This is a genomic window from Streptomyces sp. NPDC032745, from assembly GCF_055579465.1.
The window spans coordinates 51,467-72,311 of the sequence record NZ_JBVING010000017.1 but is presented as its reverse complement, the minus strand read 5'-3'; the positions used below and the strand labels follow the sequence as shown (position 1 = coordinate 72,311).

The window sequence follows — 20,845 nt, the reverse complement described above, 5'->3', positions numbered from 1 at the left end:
GCGCAGTGCGGGGACGGGCACCGCACACGCACCGGAGCACCAGCGGTACTTGAGCGCCGCTCCCGAACGGGAGCGCCGCCGGGCAAGGAGGGCCGCATGACCGTACGGCGAGTAATGGGAATCGAGACGGAGTACGGGATCTCCGTCCCGGGCCACCCGAACGCCAATGCCATGCTCACCTCGTCCCAGATCGTCAACGCCTACGCGGCGGCGATGCACCGGGCGCGACGCGCCCGCTGGGACTTCGAGGAGGAGAATCCGCTGCGGGACGCCCGCGGCTTCGACCTCGCCCGCGAGGCCGCCGACAACAGCCAGCTCACCGACGAGGACATCGGCCTCGCCAACGTCATCCTCACCAACGGCGCACGGCTCTACGTCGACCACGCGCACCCCGAATACAGCTCCCCGGAGATCACCAACCCGCTCGACGCCGTCCTCTGGGACAAGGCCGGCGAACGGATCATGGCCGAGGCGGCCGTACGCGCAGCCCAGCTCCCCGGAGCCCAGCCCATCCACCTCTACAAGAACAACACCGACAACAAGGGCGCCTCCTACGGCACGCACGAGAACTACCTGATGAAGCGGGAAACCCCCTTCTCGGAGATCGTGCGCCACCTCACCCCCTTCTTCGTCTCCCGCCAGGTCGTGACCGGCGCGGGACGCGTGGGCATCGGCCAGGACGGCCGCGAGCACGGCTTCCAGATCAGCCAGCGCGCGGACTACTTCGAAGTCGAGGTCGGCCTCGAGACCACACTCAAGCGCCCCATCATCAACACCCGCGACGAGCCGCACTCGGACGCCGAGAAGTACCGCCGGCTGCACGTGATCATCGGCGACGCCAACCTCTCCGAGATCTCGACGTACCTCAAGCTCGGCACCACCGCCCTCGTCCTCTCGATGATCGAGGACTCCTTCATCAACGTCGACCTGGCCGTCGACCAGCCGGTGCGCACCCTGCACCAGGTCTCCCACGACCCCGACCTGCAACACCTGATCACGCTGCGCAGCGGCCGCACCCTGACCGCCGTACAACTCCAGATGGAGTACTTCGAGCTGGCCAGGAAGTACGTGGACGAGCGTTTCGGCTCCGACGCCGACGAGCAGACCAAGGACGTGCTGGTCCGCTGGGAGGACGTGCTCGGCCGGCTCGAGAGCGACCCGATGAGCCTGTCGGGAGAGCTCGACTGGATCGCGAAGCGCGAGATCCTCGAGGGCTACCGGAGGCGGGACGGACTCGGCTGGGACGCCGCCCGGCTCCACCTGGTGGACCTCCAGTACGCGGACGTACGGCCCGAGAAGGGCCTGTACAACCGCCTGGTGGCCCGCGGCAAGATGAAGCGGCTGGTGGAGGAGCCGGCGGTGGAGCGCGCCCAGGGCAAGCCGCCGGAGGACACCCGGGCGTATTTCCGGGGCCGGTGCCTGGAGCAGTACGCGGACGACGTCGCCGCGGCCTCGTGGGACTCGGTGATCTTCGACCTCCCGGGCCGCGACTCCCTCCAGCGGGTCCCGACGCTGGAACCCCTGCGGGGTACCCGCAAGCACGTGAAGGAGCTCCTGGACCGCTGCCGCACGGCGGAGGACCTGGTGCGGGTGCTTTCGGGGCAGTGAACGGGGCTGAAAGTCCTCCGGTCCGGGAATCATGAGAAAGCCCGCACGTTAATGAAAGTGCGGGGACGAATGCCGGACCCTCCTTGTAGGGTCCGACGTAAGGTCTGATCTTGAGGGATCCCGAATTCCCGGGGTCCCTCGCCGTGAGCGTGCGAACCGAGCGGGGTGAGGTAGACATGGCGACCAAGGACACCGGCGGCGGACAGCAGAAGGCGCAGCGCTCGACCGAGGAGGTCGAGGAGGCGGCGGTCGAAGAATCGACCGACCTCAAGGAGCGCCAGGAGAAGCTCTCCGACGACGTCGACTCCGTACTGGACGAGATTGACGACGTCTTGGAGGAGAACGCCGAGGACTTCGTGCGCTCCTTCGTGCAAAAAGGTGGCCAGTAAGCCATTTGACCTTCGAATCGGAGGCAAGGGGTGGGGTGGGTGCTTGCGAGGCCGGAATCGAAGCGCTGCGCGCGGTGTGGTGAGGAGAAGCCGCGCGCGGCCTTCGCCATCAAGCGGTCGAACATGGACGGCCTTCAACGTGAATGCCGTGAATGTATGGCCGACTACCACCGCAACCGACAGATCGCCGACGGGCGAACGGTGCGTCCCAGGGTGGAGGTTCCGGAGGGGCACAAACATTGCCTTCGCTGCGGAGAAGTCAAGCCGCATTCTGAGTGGCATCGGAATGCGACCGCTTCGGACGGCCTGTCGACACGGTGCAAGGTGTGTCGTGCCGCCGAGGGGCGAGCCGGTCATCTCAAGCGTTCGTACGGCATCACCGAGGCTCAACGTGACGAAATGATCGAAGCGCAAGACGGGCTCTGCTGCATCTGCCTACGGGCTCCGGCCGTGCATGTGGATCACTGCCATGAGACGGGTAGGGTCCGAGGCGTACTGTGCTTCAACTGCAACTCGGCCATCGGCAAGTTGGGAGACGATCCCGACACTCTGCGTCGGGCCATCGCATACCTGGAGGGACACGCGTGGAAGCCAACAATCGTGGCACAGGGCGTCTACCGGCAGCCTTCCTGACGCCGGGGTCGTCGTCCTTCATGGACTTCCTGGGCGCGCACTCGCCCGAGATGCTGCCGGGGAACCGGAAGCTGCCCGAGGGCGTCGTCGAGGCGCCGCACGGGACGACCATCGTGGCGACCACCTTCCCCGGCGGGGTCGTGCTCGCCGGTGACCGGCGGGCGACCATGGGGAACATGATCGCGCAGCGGGACATCGAGAAGGTGTTCCCGGCCGACGAGTACTCCGCGGTGGGCATCGCCGGTACGGCCGGCCTGGCCGTGGAGATGGTGAAGCTGTTCCAGCTGGAGCTGGAGCACTTCGAGAAGGTGGAGGGGGCGACCCTCTCCCTCGAGGGCAAGGCCAATCGGCTGTCGACCATGATCCGGAGCAATCTGGGGATGGCGATGCAGGGGCTGGCCGTCGTGCCGCTGTTCGCCGGCTGGGACGAGGGCAAGGAGAAGGGCCGGATCTTCTCCTACGACGTGACCGGCGGCCGCTCCGAGGAGCACGGCTTCGCCGCCACCGGTTCCGGCTCGATCTTCGCGCGCGGCTCCATGAAGAAGCTGTACCGCCCCGACCTGACGGAGGAGCAGGCCACCACCCTCGTCGTGCAGGCGCTGTACGACGCGGCCGACGACGACTCGGCGACCGGTGGGCCGGACCTGTACCGCCACATCTACCCGATCGTCACCGTCATCACGGACGAGGGATTCCGCAGGCTCAGCGACGAGGAGTCGCAGGAGCTCGCCCGTACGGTCACCAACCGTCGTCTGGAGCAGCCCGACGGCCCGCGTGCCGCTCTGCTCTGACCATCCGTCGCCCTGTAGGACCCAGAAGAAAGGGACGGACAGCCGGTGTCGACTCCGTTCTACGTCTCACCCCAGCAGGCCATGGCCGACCGGGCGGAATACGCCCGGAAGGGCATCGCCCGGGGTCGCAGCCTTGTCGTGATTCAGTACGCCGACGGCATCGTGTTCGTCGGCGAGAACCCGTCCCGCGCGCTGCACAAGTTCAGCGAGATCTACGACCGGATCGGCTTCGCGGCCGCCGGCAAGTACAACGAGTACGAGAACCTGCGGATCGGCGGTGTGCGCTACGCGGATCTGCGTGGATACACGTACGACCGTGACGATGTGACGGCCCGTGGGCTGGCCAACGTCTACGCGCAGACGCTGGGCACGATCTTCTCCAGTGCCGGTGAGAAGCCGTACGAGGTGGAGTTGGTCGTTGCCGAGGTCGGTGCGACGGCCGCCGGTGACCAGATCTACCGGCTGCCGCACGACGGTTCGATCGTGGACGAGCACGGTTCGGTCGCGGTCGGTGGCAATGCCGAGCAGATCAGTACGTACCTGGATCAGCGTCACCGGGACGGGATGACGTTGTCCGAGGCGCTGAAGCTGGCGGTGCAGGCGCTGTCCAGCCAGGCGAGCGGTGCGGACAAGGCGATTCCGGCGGAGCGGCTGGAGGTTGCGGTGCTGGACCGGACGCGGGCTCAGCAGCGGAAGTTCAAGCGGATCCGGGGCCGGCAGCTTTCGCGGTTGCTGGAGGCGGATGTCACGGCGGCCGTGCAGGCCGATGCCGTGTCGAACGACGAGGCTCCCGAGGACGAGTCCGAGTAGGGATCCACGTGCGAATGGCGCCCCTGGCCTTCCGGCCGGGGGCGTCTTCGTGTTTCAGGCGGGGGCCGGGCCGGTGGAGGCGCGGACGATCAGGTCGACCGGGATGTCGGGGGCGGTCCAGGGGGTGCCTTCGAGGACGGCGAGGAGGGCGGCCATGCCCTGTTCGCCGACGCGTTCGGCGGGCAGGTGGACGGTGGTGAGCTCGGGTTCGACGGCGGTGGCGAGGGCGAGGTCGTCGAAGCCGGTGACGGAGAGGTCGTCGGGGATGCGCAGGCCGAGGCGGCGGGCGGCTTTGCAGGTGCCGGCGGCGAGGATGTCGTCGTCGCAGACGACGGCGGTGGGCCGGTCCTCGGGGGCTGCGAGGGCGGCTTCCATGGCCGTACGGGCGTCGGTGACGGTGAGCGGGGCCCGTACGGTGCGCAGCTCGGCGTGGGGCTTGACGAGGGTGGCGAGGGTGTTGGCGCGGATGTCGAAGGTCCAGGAGTCGACGGCGGAGGCGAGGTGGAGGATGCGGCGGTGGCCGAGTGCGAGGAGGTGTTCGGTGATCTGGCGCATTCCGTCGGCCATGGCGAGGTTGACGTGGGCGGCGGCGCGGCCGGCGGTGGGGTCGCTGTCGAGCATGACGAGGGGGAGTGCGGCGTCGCCGATGGCGTCGAGGGCGTGGGCGGCCATGGAGGAGGCGATGACTCCGTCGAGGGCGGTGCGGGCGGAGGCGAAGGGGTCGCGGGCGGGGCCGGTGCCGTCGGGGGAGGGGTAGAGGACGACGCCGAAGCCGTGTTCGGCGGCGATGCGGGCGGCGCCGGTGTAGACGCGGGCGAAGAACTCGTTGGTGAGGGCGGGGACGACGAGGAGGGCGGTGCGGGTGGAGCCGAGGCGGAGGCTGCGGGCGGCGAGGTTGGGCCGGTAGCCGAGTTCTGTGGCGGCTTCGCGGACGTGGGTGGCGGTGCGTTCGGAGACGCGGCCGCGCCATTTGTCGCCGAGGACGAGGGAGACGGTGGCCTGGGAGACCCCGGCGGCGGTGGCCACGTCCCGGCTGGTGGGTCTCGTCACACGGTGCTCCTGTAGTGCGAGGTGGGCGGGGGTGGTGTGGTCTTTCGGGTGGACCCCCGTGGTGTGGCCATGGTACGTATGACGGGTCACGTTATACGTATTACCTTGATTACTCCCGGCTGGTTCCGGGCAGGAGGGGGCGGTCATGGCCGCGGGATACGCGGAGCTGCTCAGGACCCGGCACGCCGCGAGGCTGCTGGTGGGCACGCTCGTGGGACGGCTGCCGAACGGCACGGGGCCGATCGCGATCGTGCTGTTCACGCGTGCCGAGGGCGGCAGCTACAGCCTGGCGGGCGCGCTGGCGGCGGTGTACGGGCTGGCGAACGCGGTGGGTCAGCCACTGCTGGGCCGTGCCGTGGACCTGTTCGGGCAGCCGCGGGTGCAGCTGCCGGCCGCCGTGGTCTCGGCTCTGGGCATGGTGTGGCTGGCGGTGGCGGGTACCGGGTCGGCGGCGGCCGCGTACGGGGCCGTGGTCGTGGCGGGGCTGTTCACGCCGCCGCTGGAGGGCGGGCTGCGGGCGCTGTGGCCGGGTGTGCTCGGCGGCAAGGAGGAGCGGGTGCACGCCGCGTACGCGATGGACGCGGTGGCCCAGGAGGTCATGTTCACGGTGGGGCCGCTGCTGGTGACGCTGTGCGTGGCGCTGTGGGATCCGGCCGGTGCGCTGCTGGTGATCAATGCGATCGGTGTGCTGGGGGCGCTGTCCGTCGTGGTGTCGGAGCCTTCGCGTACGTGGCGTTCGGCGCCGCGTGAGGCGCACTGGCTGGGTGCGCTGCGTTCGCGGGGGCTGCTGGCGCTGCTGGGTTCGTTCTTCTTCGTGGGGATGGCGCTGGGTTCGATCACGGTGGCGGGTGTGGCGTACGCCGACGATCACGGGAACCAGGCGGTGTACGGCTGGCTGATGGCGGCGCTGGGGCTGGGTGCGCTGGTCGGCGGGGTGGCGTACGGGGCGCGGCAGTGGCCGGGTGCGCCGGAGCGGCGGCTGCGGCTGCTGGTGGCGCTGCTGGCGGTGTGCTATCTGCCGCTGATGCTGGTTCCGGGCCCGGTGGTGATGACGGCGCTGGCGGCGCTGGCGGGTGTGTTCCTGGCGCCTGCGCTGGCGTGTGCGTTCATCGTGGTGGACCGGCATGCTCCGGCGGGGACGGTGACGGAGGCGTTCTCGTGGCTGGTGACGTTCTTCGGGGTGGGTGCGGCGATCGGTACGGCTGCGGCCGGGCCGGCGGTGGAACTGGGCGGTACGGCGACGGGGTTCGGCGTGGCGAGTGTCGCGGGTGCGGCGGCGCTGCTGGTTCTGACGGTGACTCAGCGCGTTCTGGCTGCTCCGGGCCGGACCCGTACGGTGGCGGGCTCGGTGTCGGGGTCGGCCGAGGGCGCGGGCGGGGGTGTGGCGGAGGGCCCTGCGGGGGGTCCGGCGGAGCGGCTCGTCGGGAACTGATCGAAACGGCGTTCACGAACCCGGTTTCAGAACAGTGCAGAAGGCGTAATGTTCAGTCATGGACCGCCGCATTTTCGGGCTGGAGAACGAGTACGGCGTCACGTGCACGTTCAGGGGACAGCGCCGACTGTCTCCTGACGAAGTGGCGCGCTACCTCTTCCGCCGTGTTGTGTCATGGGGCCGCAGCAGCAATGTCTTCCTGCGGAACGGCGCCCGTCTGTACCTCGACGTGGGTTCGCATCCGGAATATGCAACTCCCGAATGCGACAACGTGACCGAACTGGTCACGCACGACAAGGCGGGCGAGCGCATTCTCGAAGGCCTGCTCGTCGATGCCGAACGCCGCCTGCACGAGGAGGGAATCGCGGGCGACGTCTATCTCTTCAAGAACAACACCGACTCGGCCGGCAACTCGTACGGTTGTCACGAGAACTATCTCGTGGCCCGGCACGGAGAATTCTCCCGCCTGGCGGACATCCTCATTCCGTTCCTTGTCACGCGGCAGCTGATCTGCGGCGCGGGCAAGGTGCTGCAGACCCCTCGGGGTGCGGTCTACTGCGTGAGCCAGCGGGCCGAGCACATCTGGGAGGGCGTCAGCTCCGCGACGACCCGGTCCCGGCCGATCATCAACACGCGGGACGAGCCGCACGCGGATGCCGAGCGGTACCGCCGCCTGCACGTGATCGTCGGGGACTCGAACATGTCCGAGACGACCATGCTGCTCAAGGTGGGGGCCACCGACCTGGTGCTGCGCATGATCGAGGCGGGCACGGTGATGCGGGACCTGACCCTGGAGAACCCGATCCGGGCGATCCGCGAGGTCAGCCACGACATCACGGGCCAGCGCAAGGTGCGCCTCGCGAGCGGTCGCGAGGCCTCGGCGCTGGAGATCCAGCGCGAGTACTACGACAAGGCCGTGGACTTCGCCGAGCGCCGGGGGATCCGTACCGGCACGGTGGACCAGGTGCTGGAGCTGTGGGGCCGAACCCTCGACGCGATCGAGGCCGAGGACCTGGACCGGATCGGGACCGAGATCGACTGGGTCATGAAGTACCAGCTGATCGAGCGGTACCGGGCCAAGCACGGCATGACCATGTCGAATCCGCGGGTGGCTCAGATAGACCTCGCGTACCACGACATCCACCGCCGGCGCGGGCTGTACTACCTGCTGGAGCGCAAGGGGCAGGCGGCGCGGATCTGCAACGACCTGAAGATCTTCGAGGGCAAGTCGGTGCCTCCGCAGACCACGCGGGCGCGGCTGCGCGGTGATTTCATCCGCCGGGCGCAGGAGCAGCGGCGGGACTTCACGGTGGACTGGGTGCACCTCAAGCTCAACGACCAGGCGCAGCGGACCGTGCTGTGCAAGGACCCGTTCCGGTCGGTGGACGACCGGGTGGAGAAGCTGATCGCCGGGATGTGACATCGCGCTGATCTTGGCCGGGGCCCCGTACGGATCTCGTACGGGGCCCTCTGCACGCCTTAGAGTGGCGACGACCGCCAGCCGTCTGAGATCTGAGGAACCCGTGCGCCGACTTGCCGGCCTGCTTGTCGTACCCCTTCTGCTGCTGTCGACAGCAGCCTGTGGCGACAGCGGCTCCGACTCCGCCGAGATGAAGAACGGGGCGCCCGCGATCACCAAGGGTGCCAAGTTCGGTGAGACCCCGACCCTGTCCAAGGGCAAGGGCGACCCGCCGAAGGAGCTGAAGGTGGTGACCGTCAGCGAGGGCCCCGGCCCGGCGCTGAAGAAGGGCGATGTCGCCCAGGTCAACTACCTCGGCCAGGTGTGGGACGGCAAGGAGCCGTTCGACCAGAGCTTCGGCAAGGGCAAGCCGTTCGAGGTGACCATCGGTGCAGGAATGGTCATCAAGGGCTGGGACCAGGGCCTCGAGGGCAAGAAGGTCGGCAGCCGCGTCGAGCTGGTGATCCCGCCGGACCTCGGCTACGGCGAGAAGGGCTCCGGCGACAAGATCAAGCCGAATGCCACGCTGGTTTTCGTCGTGGACATCGTCAAGGGCACCTCGGTCCCGGCCTCGGCCACGGGCAAGGAGGTCGCGCAGGACAACAAGGACCTGCCGAAGATCGGTACGAACACGGACGGCAAGGAAGTCTCCGTGACCGTTCCGAAGGACACCACGCCGCCGGCCAAGCTCGTCTCGAACTACGTGCTGGAGGGTGACGGCCCGGCCGTCAAGGACACCGACAGCGTCGTCGTCAAGTTCAACGGCAAGACGTGGAAGGACGACAAGACCTTCGAAAGCACGTACGCCACCGACCAGACGGTGACGTGGCCGATGGAGCAGCTCTCGGTCAAGGGCCTCAAGGACGGCCTGCTCGGCAAGAAGGTCGGCAGCCGCATCCTGCTGGTCATCCCGCCGGACCAGGGGTTCGGCGACAAGGAGCAGGGCACCATCCCGGCGAACTCGACGCTGGTCTTCAGCCTCGACATCCTCGCCGTGATGTAAGACTGTCCCAGTTGACCTGATTCAGTTTTGAGGAGCAGTTCCGTGAGCAACCAGCTCGAGAAGCCCGAGATCGACTTCCCCGACTTCCCGGTCCCGGACGACCTCGTCATCGAGGACATCTGGGAGGGCGAGGGCGCCGAGGCCACGGCCGGCAACAAGGTCTCCGTCCACTACGTGGGCGTGGCCTATTCCACCGGCGAGGAGTTCGACGCGTCCTGGGGCCGCGGCGCGCCGCTGCAGTTCATCCTGGGCATCGGCCAGGTCATCCCGGGCTGGGACAAGGGCATCGAGGGCATGAAGGTCGGCGGCCGGCGCAAGCTGGTCATCCCCGCCCACCTCGCGTACGGCGACCGTGGCGCCGGCGGCGCCATCAAGCCGGGCGAGACGCTGATCTTCGTCTGTGACCTGATGGGTGTCTGATCCGGCACGCAGTGATCGGTGAAGGGGCCCCCGCCGTGAGGCGGGGGCCCTCGCTTTTGCCGGGGCCCGCCGGGGCGGTACGGTCAACGGTCACGGACGTGTGCGTCGTACGTGTCGGGCGTGCCGTGCACGTCCTGTGCGTCGGGCAACTTGTAAGCGGAGAAGGGCGGAAGGGCGTCGATGGCGATTGCCAAGGCCGAGCGGCTGATGAATCTGGCGCTGTGTCTGCTGGGGACCCGTCGGCCGCTGAGCAAGCGAGAGCTGCGCGGTTCCATCGAGGCGTACATGGAGGCCGGCAACGACGAGTCCTTCAACCGCATGTTCGAGCGGGACAAGGACGATCTGCGTGAACTCGGCCTGGTCATCGAGACGGTGGAGAACCTGGAGGGCGAGACCGGCTACCTCGCCCGCCGCGACAGCAACCGGCTGCCGCCCGTCTCGCTGGACGCCGAGGAGGCCGCCGCCCTCGGGCTCGCGGCCAAGGTCTGGCAGCAGGCCCGCCTCGCCGGAGCCGCCAGCGGCGCCCTGCAGAAGCTGCGCGCGGGCGGGATGCCGGAGGCTGGTGACCCGTACGAGGGCCAGCACAGCGCCATCGAGCCGCGCATCCCGGTCCACGAGGCGGCCTTCGAACCGCTGATGCTGGCCTGCCGCGACCGCCGGCCGGTGGTCTTCGACTACCGCAAGTCCACCGCCGCGCGCCCCGAGACCCGCCAGGTCGAGCCGTGGGCGCTGGAGTGCTGGCGCGGCCACTGGTACCTGGCCGGCTACGACCGCGACCGCGGGGCGGAGCGGGTGTTCCGGCTCTCCCGGATCACCGGCAAGGTCAAGTCCCGGGCGGCCAAGTACACCGCCGAGGTCCCGGACGTGGTCACCGTACGGGAGACCGTGGCCAGCTGGGCCGGGGAGAGCGCCGACCGCTCCGCGCTGATCCGGCTGCGGGCCGGCGCCGGGTACCCGCTGCGGGCCAAGGCCACCGCCGTGCGCGAGCGCGGGGACGGCTGGGACGAGCTGGAGATCCCGTACGGGCACGGGCTGGACGCCTGGCTGGTCGAGTTCGGGCCGGACGTGGTGGTCGTGGAGCCCGCCGACCTGCGGGCGGACGTCGTGGACCGGCTGCGCGCCGTGGCCAAGGGCTGAGACCGGCCCGGCACACCCGGACCGGGCACACCGGACCGGGCGGGCCGGATCCGACAGGCCGCAGCCGTCGCGGCCGCCGCACGATCCGCACCCATCGCACAGACCGCACCACCGCACCGTTCGCAAGACGTGCCCTGAGGGGGAGACGTACCAGCATGGCTGCCAACGCCATCGACCAGACCCGCCGGATGCTGTCCCTGGTGACGTACCTGCGCGAGCGCCCCGGGGCGCACGTCGCCGACGTCGCCCGCGCCTTCGGGATCACCGAGGACGAGCTGATCTCGGACCTCGACGTGCTGCCCATGTGCGGGACCAGCTTCCGGGGCGGGGACCTGCTCGACATCGACACCGACGGGGAGCGCATCTGGTGGCGCAACCCCGACGCGTCGGGGGAGTCCACCGCCGAGCCGCTGCGCCTCGCCGCCGACGAGGCGACCGCGCTGCTGGTCGCCGCCCGCGCCGTGGCCACGCTGCCGGGGCTGCGCGAGAGTGACCGGGACGCGCTGCTGCGGGCCACCGCGAAGCTGGAGGCGGCCGCGGGCGAGGCGGCCGGGGCCAGCTCCCGGCTGTCGGTGACCTTCGAGGCGGAGGGCGGGGTCTTCGCGGACGTCGACCGGGCCATCGCGGAGCGCCGCCGGCTGTGGCTGCGCTACTACTCGCCGGCCCGGGACGAGCTGACCGAGCGCAAGGTCGACCCGATCCGCCTCTTCGCGGTGGGCCACACGTACATGGAGGGCTGGTGCCACCTCTCCGAGGCCCGGCGCACCTTCCGCCTCGACCGGGTCGCCGAGATCCGGCTGCTGGACGAGCGGGCCGAGCCGCCCGCCATCGAGCCGCGCGACCTGTCCGAAGGGCTCGTCCAGCCGGCCGCCGAGGACCCGGAGGTCGTGGTCGAGGTCGGGCCGGGCGGACGCTGGGTCGCCGAGTACTACCCGCACGACAGCGCCGAGGAGCTGTCCGACGGCGGCCTGCGGATCACGCTGCGCAGCCCGGACCCGGCCTCGCTGCGCCGCCTCGCACTGCGGCTGGGCCGCGAGGGCCGGATCGTGGCGCCCCCGGAGCTGGCCGACAGCGCGCGGCAGGCGGCCCGGGAGGCCCTCGCCGGGTACGGGGAACAGGGCTGACCGAGGGGAAGCGGCGGGGCCGTGCGGGTACGGGGCCGTGCCGTGGGAAGCCGAACCGCACGTGACCCGTACCGCACGGAGGCAGTGCCGTACGGAAGCCGTGCCGTACGGAACGAGTGGGCTGAGGGGAGCGCCGAGCGATGTCGCCAATGTCTGGGCCACGGGGTGTGCAAGCCGCCGCAGGACCGCCGGGGCGGTCGGCCACGGTCGGACCGGTCTCCTTCAAGGCGGCCTGTTCCGACTGCCGCGCCCGCTTCGAGCTGGACGCGGGGTCCCTGCGGCTGGTGATCGGAGGCAGCCGGCGGACCACGTTCTACTCCTTCACCTGTCCCGAGTGCGGGGCCTCCGTGCGGAAACCGGCCGGCGAGCGCATCGTGGAACTGCTGACCGGTGGCGGAGTGAGCACCCTGCGCAGCATCTGAGGCCGACGGTGGCCTAGGCTCGACCCCATGCTGTGGCCGATGCTCGCAATCGCCCTGGGTTTCCTCGGGCTCGCCGTCCTCGCCGTCCTCGCGGTGCGCGTCTTCGTGGAGGTGCGGCGACTGTCCGGCCAGGTCGAGCTGGCCAGCCGGCGGATCGCGGACGCCTCGGGGGACCTGGAGCGCGCGGCGAGCGGTCTGGCGCGTGCGGGCGGCGCCACCCGGCTGTAAAAACCGGTACAAACCGCAGGATCGTGGCTCGCAGGTCTCTGGAAAGTGCGGGGCGGGACCCGTACCGTCGGTCCCAGCCGCACGCAAGGCGGGATACCCCGGGGGATTGCCGGGCGTTAACCCCAGGGGGTTACGATCCTTGCCTGAGCGGCCACGGATCACGATCCGTGACCGTCGACACCACAACCAGCCGTTTCGGTGAGAAGGAAGTCAGACATGATCGGCAATCTGAAGCCTCTTGAGATCCTCCTGATCATCGCCGTGATCTTCCTGCTGTTCGGTGCCAAGAAGCTCCCCGACATGGCGCGCTCGCTGGGCAAGTCGGCCCGCATCCTCAAGAGCGAGGCCAAGGCCATGAAGGCGGAGAGCGCGGCGGACGACAACGCCACCGCCGCGACCGTCGCCGACCAGGCCCCGCAGCAGGCCGCCGCCCCGCGCACCATCAAGGCCGCTCCCGGCGACGTGACCAGCTCGCGTCCGGTCAACGAGCCGAACCACACCACCCAGGGCTGATCGCCCGGCCGCCGGACTGCCGGTCCGCGGTCGCGATCACGCCGGTCATCTGCAACGAGACAAGGGACGTGGGTTGCTCAAGTCTGCCCGCAAGCAGGAGAAGCAAGGCAAGCAGGACAAGGACGCCGAAGGGCGCATGCCTCTTGTCGAGCACCTGCGTGAGCTGAGAAACCGCCTGCTGAAGTCGGTCCTGGCGATCCTCGTGATCACTGTCGTGGCGGCTTTCTACTACAAGAACCTGATCGACTTCATGCTGAAGCCGATGCTGGACTCCGTCGGCTGCACCAACGGCGTGGTCTCGCAGCGCAACGGCCGGCCCTGCGCCGACATGACCGTGAACGGCCTCATCGCCCCGTTCTCGATCGCCCTCAAGGTCTCGCTCACCGCCGGTGTGGTGCTCTCGGCCCCGGTGTGGCTCTACCAGCTCTGGGGCTTCGTCGCCCCCGGCCTGCACAACCACGAGAAGCGCTACGCGATGGGCTTCGTCGCCGTCGGCGCTCCGCTGTTCGGCGCCGGTGCGGTGCTCGCGTACAAGCTCCTGCCGAAGACCGCGCAGATCCTCCTGGAATTCACCCCCGAGAACGCGCGCAACCTGCTCCCGGTCGACGACTACCTCGACCTGGTCACGCGCATGGTCGTCGTCTTCGGCCTCGCCTTCGAGCTGCCGCTGCTGCTGATCCTCCTCAACTTCACCGGGGTCCTCACCGCGAAGCGGCTGGCGAGCTGGTGGCGGGCCATGGTGCTGGGCATCACGATCTTCGCCGCGTTCGCCACGCCCACCGGCGACCCGCTGACCATGCTCTCGCTGGCCGCGCCGATCATCGCCCTCTACTTCATCGCCCTCGGGATCTGCCTGGTCAACGACCGCAGGCGGCGCCGCGGCAACCCCGACGCGCTGCTCGACGACGACGAGGCGTCCGAGCTGGACCTCACGCCCGCGCCGATCGGTGAGCTGGAGTCCGTGCAGGCCCCGACCGCCCTGCCCGAGCAGGCCGACGGCGGCCGCAGGCAGATCAACGGTTACGACGACGCGACCTGACAGGTACATTCCGGTGCGTGAGCGCTGAGATCACCCTCCTCGTCAATCCCACCGCGGGACGCGGCCGGGGCGCGCACGCCGCGCAGCCGGCCGCTTCCGCGCTCCGGGCCGCCGGATTCTCCGTACGGACGGTCCTCGGCGCCGATGCCGGGGACGCCCTGGCCCGGCTGCGCACCGCCGTGCGCGAGGGCACCGGGGCGGTGATCGCCGTCGGCGGCGACGGCGTGGTCTCGCTGGCCCTGCAGGCCCTGGCCGGGACGCTGGTGCCGCTCGGGGTGGTCGCGGTGGGCACCGGGAACGACTTCGCGCGGGCCATGGGGCTGCCCGTACGGGAGCCCGCGGAGGCGGGCCGGCTGGCCGCCGAGGCCCTCAAGGAGGGCCGGATCCGCGAGATCGACCTCGGGCGGGTGGCGGGGACCCCCGACCAGCGGGAGACCTGGTACGGGACCGTGCTGTGCTCCGGCTTCGACTCGCGGGTCAACGACCGCGGCAACCGGATGCGGCTGCCGGCGGGCCGGTTCAAGTACGACCTGGCGATGCTCGCCGAGCTGGCCGCCTTCAGGCCGTTCCCGTACCGGATCACCCTCGACGACGGCCCGGTGACCGAGACCGAGGCCACGCTGGTAGCCGTCGGCAACGGATCCTCTTACGGGGGCGGCATGCGGATCTGCGCGGACGCCGTGCCCGACGACGGACTCTTCGACGTCGTGGTCGTGGGCGACTGCAGCCGGGCCACTCTGCTGAAGGTGTTCCCGCAGGTCTACAAGGGGACGCACCTGAGCCACCCGAAGGTGACCGTCCACCGGGCCGCGAAGATCACGCTGGAGGCCGCCGGGATCACCGCGTACGCGGACGGCGAGCCGCTCGGGCCGCTGCCGGTGAGCGCCGACTGCGTCCCCGGAGCCCTGCGGCTGCTGTCGTAGCGACGGCTGTGCGGTCCATATAAATGATCGCGACTGTTGTCAGGGGCGGCGGGTAGGCTCGAGAACAAGATGACCGAAGAACTCTCACCCGCCGAGCGGTACGCCGCTGCCCGGATCCGCGCCGCCGAAGAGGCCTCCGCCCTGGCCCCCTTCCGCGAGATGTACGAATTCGACCTGGATCCGTACCAGGTCGACGCCTGCAAGGCACTCGAGGCCGGCAAGGGCGTGCTGGTCGCCGCCCCGACCGGCTCGGGCAAGACCATCGTCGGCGAGTTCGCCGTACACCTGGCCCTGCAGCAGGGCCGCAAGTGCTTCTACACGACGCCCATCAAGGCCCTGTCGAACCAGAAGTACGCCGACCTCGTCAAGCGCTACGGCGCCGACAAGGTGGGCCTGCTGACCGGCGACAACAGCGTCAACTCCGAGGCGCCCGTGGTCGTGATGACCACCGAGGTGCTCCGCAACATGCTCTACGCGGGCTCGCAGTCGCTGCTCGGCCTCGGGTACGTCGTGATGGACGAGGTGCACTACCTCTCCGACCGGTTCCGCGGAGCCGTCTGGGAGGAAGTGATCATCCACCTCCCCGAGTCGGTGACGCTGGTGTCCCTGTCGGCCACCGTGTCCAACGCCGAGGAGTTCGGCGACTGGCTCGACACCGTGCGCGGCGACACCGAGGTGATCGTCTCCGAGGAGCGGCCCGTCCCGCTGTGGCAGCACGTCATGGCCGGCCGCCGGATCTACGACCTCTTCGAGGAGGAGTCCGACCACGGAGGCCGCGGATCCGCGCGCCGCGAGGTCAACCCCGACCTGCTGCGCATGGCGCGCGAGGAGAACACCCGCACGTACAGCCCGAAGGACCGGCGGCGCGGCAAGATGGTCCGTGAGGCCGACCGCGAGCGCGAGCGGCGCTCCCGCGGCCGGATCTGGACCCCCGGCCGCCCCGAGGTCATCGCCCGCCTCGACGGCGACGGGCTGCTGCCCGCGATCAACTTCATCTTCAGCCGGGCCGGCTGCGAGGCCGCCGTCCAGCAGTGCCTGTTCGCGGGCCTGCGGCTCAACGACGACTCCGCCCGCCTGAAGGTGCGCGAGATCGTCGAGGCGCGGACGGCCTCCATCCCCGCCGAGGACCTGCACGTCCTGGGGTACTACGAGTGGCTGGAAGGCCTGGAGCGGGGCATCGCCGCGCACCACGCCGGCATGCTGCCCACCTTCAAGGAGGTCGTGGAGGAGCTGTTCGTCCGCGGCCTCGTCAAGGCCGTCTTCGCCACCGAGACCCTGGCGCTGGGCATCAACATGCCCGCGCGCACGGTGATCCTGGAGAAGCTGGTCAAGTGGAACGGCGAGCAGCACGCCGACATCACCCCCGGCGAGTACACGCAGCTCACCGGCCGGGCCGGGCGCCGCGGCATCGACGTCGAGGGCCACGCAGTGGTGCTCTGGCAGCGGGGCATGGACCCGGCGGCGCTCGCCGGGCTCGCCGGTACCCGTACGTATCCGCTGCGCTCCAGCTTCAAGCCCTCGTACAACATGGCCGTGAACCTGGTCCAGCAGTTCGGGCGGCACCGCTCGCGCGAGCTGCTGGAGACCTCCTTCGCCCAGTTCCAGGCCGACCGCTCGGTCGTCGGGATCTCCCGGCAGGTGCAGCGCAACGAGGAGGGCCTGGACGGCTACCGGGAGGGCATGACCTGCCACCTCGGGAACTTCGAGGAGTACGCGCAGCTGCGCCGCGACCTCAAGGACCGTGAGACGGACCTGGCCAAGCAGGGCGCGGCCCAGCGCCGGGTGCAGGCGGCGAGTTCGCTGGAGAAGCTCAAGCCGGGTGACATCATCCACGTGCCGACCGGCAAGTTCGCCGGGCTCGCGCTGGTCCTGGACCCGGGCGTGCCGGCCGGGCGGGTCAACGGGCACCGCGGGTACGAGTACGCAGAGGGCCCGCGCCCGCTGGTGCTGACCGCGGAGCGGCAGGTCAAGCGGCTCGCCGCGATCGACTTCCCGGTCCCGGTCGAGGCCGTCGAGCGGATGCGGATCCCCAAGACCTTCAACGCGCGCTCGCCGCAGTCCCGTCGGGACCTGGCGTCCCAACTGCGCGCCAAGGCCGGGCACATCGCGCCGGAGCGGCGCGGGCGCGGCAGGGCGGCGGCGGCCGACGACCGCGAGATCGCCCGGCTGCGCGCCGAGCTGCGGGCGCACCCCTGCCACGGCTGCGACGAGCGCGAGGACCACGCCCGCTGGGCGGAGCGCTACCACCGGCTCAAGCGGGACACCCAGCAGCTGGAGCGGCGCATCGAGGGCCGGACGAACACGATCGCCCGCACCTTCGACCGGATCCACGCGCTGCTCACCGAGCTGGACTACCTGCGCGAGGACGAGGTCACCGTGCACGGCAAGCGGCTCGCCCGGCTGTACGGGGAGCTCGACCTGCTGGCGTCCGAGTGCCTGCGCGCCGGGGTCTGGGAAGGCCTGACCCCGGCCGAACTGGCCGCCTGTGTCTCGGCCTTGGTGTTCGAGGCGCGGCAGTCCGACGACGCGGTGGCGCCGAAGGTGCCGGGCGGCGCGGCGAAGGCGGCGCTGGGCGAGATGGTCCGGATCTGGGGCCGGCTCGACGCGCTGGAGGAGGAGCACCGCATCAACCAGGCGGAGGGCGTCGGCCAGCGCGAGCCCGACCTGGGCTTCGCGTGGGCGGCGTACCAGTGGGCCTCCGACAAGAGCCTGGACGAGGTGCTGCGCGAGGCGGAGATGCCGGCCGGCGACTTCGTGCGCTGGTGCAAGCAGGTCATCGACGTGCTGGGGCAGATCGCGGCCGCCGCTCCGGCCTCCTCCGCCCCGCCCTCCTCGCAGGGCGGCAGTACGGTGGCGCGAAATGCCCGCAAGGCCGTGGACGCACTGCTTCGGGGCGTAGTGGCTTACAGCTCGGTCGGCTAGGCGCCTTTGGGGCTTCCTACGAAGGAGGTCATGGCCGGATCTCATCTCTTGCCATGATCACTTCGAGGATGTCCTGTGCGACGATCGCCCATGACCGGGGGAGCGGCCGAAGGGCCGAGACGGGTCGGCCGGCCGCATGCCGATCGGCTGTGGCCGGCGGGCGGCCGGCCGCCGCGTGAGGAACTCCTCTGCGCGGCGGCCGAGCCGTTCACCGTCCGGGGGCAGGCGGCCACCACCCCGGGGCCGCTTGGGTGCCGGTTTCCCAGCCCGCGAGGTCGTCCCAGGCCCGCAGGGACAGGGCGCTCTCGAAGCGGCGCGGGATCCCGGTCACCGGGTCGGTGAACGACACGGAGCGGGCCAGGAGTTGCAGGGGCCTGCGGTAGTCGTCCGGGGCCGGGTCGGTGACCTGCGGATACACCGGGTCGCCGAGGATCGGCAGGCCCAGGGCGTTCATGTGCACCCGCAGCTGGTGGGTGCGGCCGGTGTGCGGGGTGAGCCGGTAGCGGCCCAGTTCCCCCTTGGTGGCGAGGAGTTCGACCAGGCTCTCGGCGTTGGGTTCGGCGCCCGGGACCTCGGCTGCGGCCATGACTCCGCGGGTCTTCTCGATGTGGCTGCGGACCGTGCGGGGGAGGACGACCGCCGGGTCGTGGCGGGCGAGGGCCTCGTACTCCTTGTGCACCTGCCGTTCCTGGAACAGCAGCTGGTACGCGCCGCGGTCCTCGGGGCGGATGCTGAACATCACCAGTCCGGCGGTCAGCCGGTCCAGCCGGTGGGCCGGGCTGAGCTCGGGCAGGTCGAGCTCGGTGCGGAGCCGGGCCAGTGCGGTCTGCGTGATGTGGCTGCCGCGCGGGGTGGTCGCCAGGAAGTGCGGCTTGTCCACGACCAGGAGGTGCGCATCCCGGTGGACGACGCGGATCGGGAACGGGACGAGCGGCTCCGGCTCCATGTCCCGGTGGAACCACAGGTAGGCGCCTGGCTCGTACGGGTCCTGCGGACTCAGGACCCGCCCGCCGGGGCCGAACACCCGCCCGGCGCGCAGCAGGTGCGCGATGGACTCGGCGCCGCGGGTGCCGGCGTAGCGGGCGGCGAGGTAGCCGCCGAGGTCGGGCCAGCGCCCGTCGGGGTCGGCGGGCAGCCGCAGCCGGACCGGGTCGATGCCGGCGACCTGGGGGAGGGGCGAGGGGGGTGCCTGGGCTCTGCGTCTCATCGGGTCCAGGCTATGCGGCTACTGCTTGGTGAAGGTGCCCAGGTGGTTGGCGTCCAGGTACTCGATGCGGACCGTGCCGTCCTTGAAGACCACCCCGGTGCGGCCGACGGCGTTCTCGCCGGAGGTCACGTAGCTGAAGGTGTCCCCGTCGTAGTGCGTGAGCGGGAAGCGCATCGGCTTCGGGCCGAGGGAGAGGGTGAGACCGCCCTTGCCGCCCTCGTTCGCCGTCACGGTCAGCTTCCCGTAGTACGGGCTCACGTAGGTGCCGGTGTACGCGCTGTCGGCGCGGGCCCGCTTCGCGCCCGCGGGCGGGTGCGCGTAGTCGGTGGCGGAGGGGCCGGGGCCGAGTTGCTGGGCGTACAGCTCGGCGAAGAGGGGCAGCCAGTCCGTGGTCGGCGCGCCGTGCTCGGCGGTGTCGAAAAAGTCCATCGCGATGGCGTCGGCCATGCCGACCGGGGCGCCGTTGGTGAGGACGACGATGCCGAGCTTCTCCAGCGGGAGCAGCGTGACGTTGGTGTTGGCGCCGAGTTCGAAGCCGCCGGAGTGGCTCAGGCGCAGCCGGCCCGCGTCGTCGTACGAGACGTTCCAGCCGAGCCCGTAGAAGCCGGTGTGGTCCAGGGGCGGGGTCGGCGCCTGCGACACGATGTGCGGCAGGCGCGTGGCCGCCAGGGTGTCGGCGGGAATGATCCGCTTCCCGTCGAGGGTGCCGCCGGCGAGCTGGAGGCGCAGCCAGCGGGCCATGTCGGTGGCGGTGGAGCTCACGCCGCCGGCCGGTGCCTGGGCGTCGGGGTCGCGCACGAAGCGGGGCGACCAGGTCCCGTCCGGGTTCTTGACGTGGGTGGCCGCGTGGTCGGGGGCGTTGACGAAGGCCGAGAACTCGGTGCTGGTGTGCGTCATCCCGGCGGGCTTGAACAGGGTGTCCTGGCTGAGCTTCTCCCAGGTCGTGCCCTTCTGCCGGGCGACGGCCTCGGCGGCGGCGGTGAGGCCGAAGTTGGTGTAGTTGTAGCTCGCGCGGAAGGGGGTGAGAGGCTCCAGGCGGAGGTGGTCGAGGATGTACGCCTGGTCGTAGCCGAGGTCTTCGAGGAGGTCCCCGGCGTGGTCGGGGAGGCCGCTGCGGTGCGAGAAGAGGTCGGCGGTGGTGACGTGGCCGGTGACCCAGGGGTCCTTCAGCGCGAAGCCGGGGAGTTCGGTGCGGCCGTTCCAGTCGGCGGGGTCCTTGAGGGCGCCGGCCACCACCGTGGAGGACATCGGTTTGGAGACGGACGCGACCTGGAAGACGGTGTCGGGGCCGATGGCGCCGGGGGCGTCGGTGCGGCGGACGCCGAAGCCCTTGAGGTAGACGACCTTGTCGTCGTGGACGACGGCGACGGCGGCCCCGGGGACCCCGGTGCTGCGCATGGTGTCGGTGACGAACCCGGGCAGGCGCGCGAGCGCCTTGTCCACTTCCGCGTCGGTGATCTGCGGCTTGGGCGCGGGCGGCGGGCTGGGCGCGGCGTGCGCGCCGGCCACCGCCGTCGCCGTGAGGACGGTGGCGGCTCCGGCTGCGCCGAACATGCGGAGCGTACGCATGCCCACATTGTCACGCCGAACGGGTGACCCCGCCGCTCGGAGCGGCGGGAGAGCAGCCCGGCGGGTCGGGAACCGCGGGGGGACGGGCCCCGGCCGTGTCGGCGGGGCCGGGTACCCGCGGGGTGTGCCCCGGGGACGGGGCGGAGGGGGCGGTGCCCGGGCCGGG

Annotated in this window: 20 protein-coding genes; 17 read left to right on the top strand and 3 right to left on the bottom strand. The window is 70.6% G+C overall.

The features are described 5' to 3' along the window. Nucleotides 1-96 precede the first annotated feature (96 nt). The 5 genes from dop (at nt 97) to prcA (ending at nt 4,231) form a co-directional block, all read left to right on the top strand. Entirely contained in the window at nt 97-1,608 is a 1,512-nt protein-coding gene (gene dop, locus ACZ5WG_RS33665; RefSeq protein WP_030294331.1) for a depupylase/deamidase Dop, read from the top strand. A 176-nt stretch (nt 1,609-1,784) separates the two neighbouring features. Further along, nucleotides 1,785-1,997 (top strand): ubiquitin-like protein Pup, encoded by a 213-nt coding sequence (locus ACZ5WG_RS33660; RefSeq protein ID WP_133898495.1) that lies wholly within the window; start codon nt 1,785-1,787, stop codon nt 1,995-1,997. Between the two features lie 39 nt (nt 1,998-2,036). Continuing rightward, nucleotides 2,037-2,630: an endonuclease VII domain-containing protein gene (locus ACZ5WG_RS33655; protein WP_468728184.1), complete on the top strand. Its 594-nt coding sequence runs from the start codon at nt 2,037-2,039 to the stop codon at nt 2,628-2,630. Beyond that, nucleotides 2,582-3,421 (top strand): proteasome subunit beta, encoded by an 840-nt coding sequence (prcB, locus tag ACZ5WG_RS33650; protein ID WP_266789484.1) that lies wholly within the window; start codon nt 2,582-2,584, stop codon nt 3,419-3,421. Before ACZ5WG_RS33655 ends, prcB begins: the two co-directional genes overlap by 49 nt. A gap of 45 nt (nt 3,422-3,466) precedes the next feature. Further along, complete coding sequence (gene prcA / locus ACZ5WG_RS33645) at nt 3,467-4,231, top strand: proteasome subunit alpha (protein ID WP_468728182.1); 765 nt, start codon at nt 3,467-3,469, stop codon at nt 4,229-4,231. A gap of 54 nt (nt 4,232-4,285) precedes the next feature. Here the strand turns inward: prcA and ACZ5WG_RS33640 are convergent, their stop codons facing one another. Continuing rightward, nucleotides 4,286-5,281 (bottom strand): LacI family DNA-binding transcriptional regulator, encoded by a 996-nt coding sequence (locus ACZ5WG_RS33640; RefSeq protein WP_468728180.1) that lies wholly within the window; start codon nt 5,279-5,281, stop codon nt 4,286-4,288. A gap of 145 nt (nt 5,282-5,426) precedes the next feature. On the opposite strand from ACZ5WG_RS33640, the gene ACZ5WG_RS33635 reads away from it, so the two are divergent. The 12 genes from ACZ5WG_RS33635 (at nt 5,427) to ACZ5WG_RS33580 (ending at nt 17,903) form a co-directional block, all read left to right on the top strand. Next, the gene (locus tag ACZ5WG_RS33635) at nt 5,427-6,713 is read left to right on the top strand and encodes an MFS transporter (RefSeq protein ID WP_468728179.1); all 1,287 of its coding nucleotides are present in this window, start codon (nt 5,427-5,429) and stop codon (nt 6,711-6,713) included. A gap of 58 nt (nt 6,714-6,771) precedes the next feature. Beyond that, a complete protein-coding gene (gene pafA, locus ACZ5WG_RS33630) occupies nt 6,772-8,133 on the top strand; it encodes a Pup--protein ligase (protein WP_030294339.1) in 1,362 nt (453 codons plus the stop codon). A gap of 103 nt (nt 8,134-8,236) precedes the next feature. After that, nucleotides 8,237-9,175, top strand: coding sequence for an FKBP-type peptidyl-prolyl cis-trans isomerase (locus tag ACZ5WG_RS33625; protein ID WP_468728178.1), 939 nt, complete (start codon nt 8,237-8,239; stop codon nt 9,173-9,175). A 42-nt stretch (nt 9,176-9,217) separates the two neighbouring features. Beyond that, nucleotides 9,218-9,595, top strand: coding sequence for an FKBP-type peptidyl-prolyl cis-trans isomerase (locus ACZ5WG_RS33620; protein ID WP_468728177.1), 378 nt, complete (start codon nt 9,218-9,220; stop codon nt 9,593-9,595). Nucleotides 9,596-9,775: 180 nt separating this feature from the next. Continuing rightward, nucleotides 9,776-10,732, top strand: a complete 957-nt coding sequence (locus ACZ5WG_RS33615; RefSeq protein WP_266668631.1) for a helix-turn-helix transcriptional regulator — start codon at nt 9,776-9,778, stop codon at nt 10,730-10,732. A gap of 155 nt (nt 10,733-10,887) precedes the next feature. Next, nucleotides 10,888-11,856 carry a helix-turn-helix transcriptional regulator gene (locus ACZ5WG_RS33610; protein WP_468728176.1) on the top strand — a complete coding sequence of 323 codons (969 nt, stop codon included), beginning with the start codon at nt 10,888-10,890 and terminating at the stop codon, nt 11,854-11,856. Between the two features lie 149 nt (nt 11,857-12,005). Further along, nucleotides 12,006-12,278: a hypothetical protein gene (locus ACZ5WG_RS33605; protein WP_468728174.1), complete on the top strand. Its 273-nt coding sequence runs from the start codon at nt 12,006-12,008 to the stop codon at nt 12,276-12,278. Nucleotides 12,279-12,305: 27 nt separating this feature from the next. Beyond that, nucleotides 12,306-12,506 (top strand): hypothetical protein, encoded by a 201-nt coding sequence (locus ACZ5WG_RS33600; RefSeq protein ID WP_468728173.1) that lies wholly within the window; start codon nt 12,306-12,308, stop codon nt 12,504-12,506. Between the two features lie 216 nt (nt 12,507-12,722). Next, nucleotides 12,723-13,019, top strand: a complete 297-nt coding sequence (gene tatA, locus ACZ5WG_RS33595; protein ID WP_468728172.1) for a Sec-independent protein translocase subunit TatA — start codon at nt 12,723-12,725, stop codon at nt 13,017-13,019. 73 nt (nt 13,020-13,092) lie between these two features. Beyond that, nucleotides 13,093-14,058: a twin-arginine translocase subunit TatC gene (gene tatC / locus ACZ5WG_RS33590; protein ID WP_468728170.1), complete on the top strand. Its 966-nt coding sequence runs from the start codon at nt 13,093-13,095 to the stop codon at nt 14,056-14,058. A gap of 17 nt (nt 14,059-14,075) precedes the next feature. Then, the gene (locus ACZ5WG_RS33585; RefSeq protein ID WP_468728169.1) at nt 14,076-14,981 is read left to right on the top strand and encodes a diacylglycerol kinase; all 906 of its coding nucleotides are present in this window, start codon (nt 14,076-14,078) and stop codon (nt 14,979-14,981) included. 69 nt (nt 14,982-15,050) lie between these two features. After that, nucleotides 15,051-17,903, top strand: a complete 2,853-nt coding sequence (locus tag ACZ5WG_RS33580; protein ID WP_468728167.1) for a DEAD/DEAH box helicase — start codon at nt 15,051-15,053, stop codon at nt 17,901-17,903. Between the two features lie 208 nt (nt 17,904-18,111). Here the strand turns inward: ACZ5WG_RS33580 and ACZ5WG_RS33575 are convergent, their stop codons facing one another. Then, complete coding sequence (locus tag ACZ5WG_RS33575) at nt 18,112-19,110, bottom strand: RluA family pseudouridine synthase (protein ID WP_468728166.1); 999 nt, start codon at nt 19,108-19,110, stop codon at nt 18,112-18,114. 18 nt (nt 19,111-19,128) lie between these two features. After that, entirely contained in the window at nt 19,129-20,679 is a 1,551-nt protein-coding gene (locus tag ACZ5WG_RS33570) for a serine hydrolase (RefSeq protein WP_468728164.1), read from the bottom strand. Between the last annotated feature and the right edge of the window lie 166 nt (nt 20,680-20,845).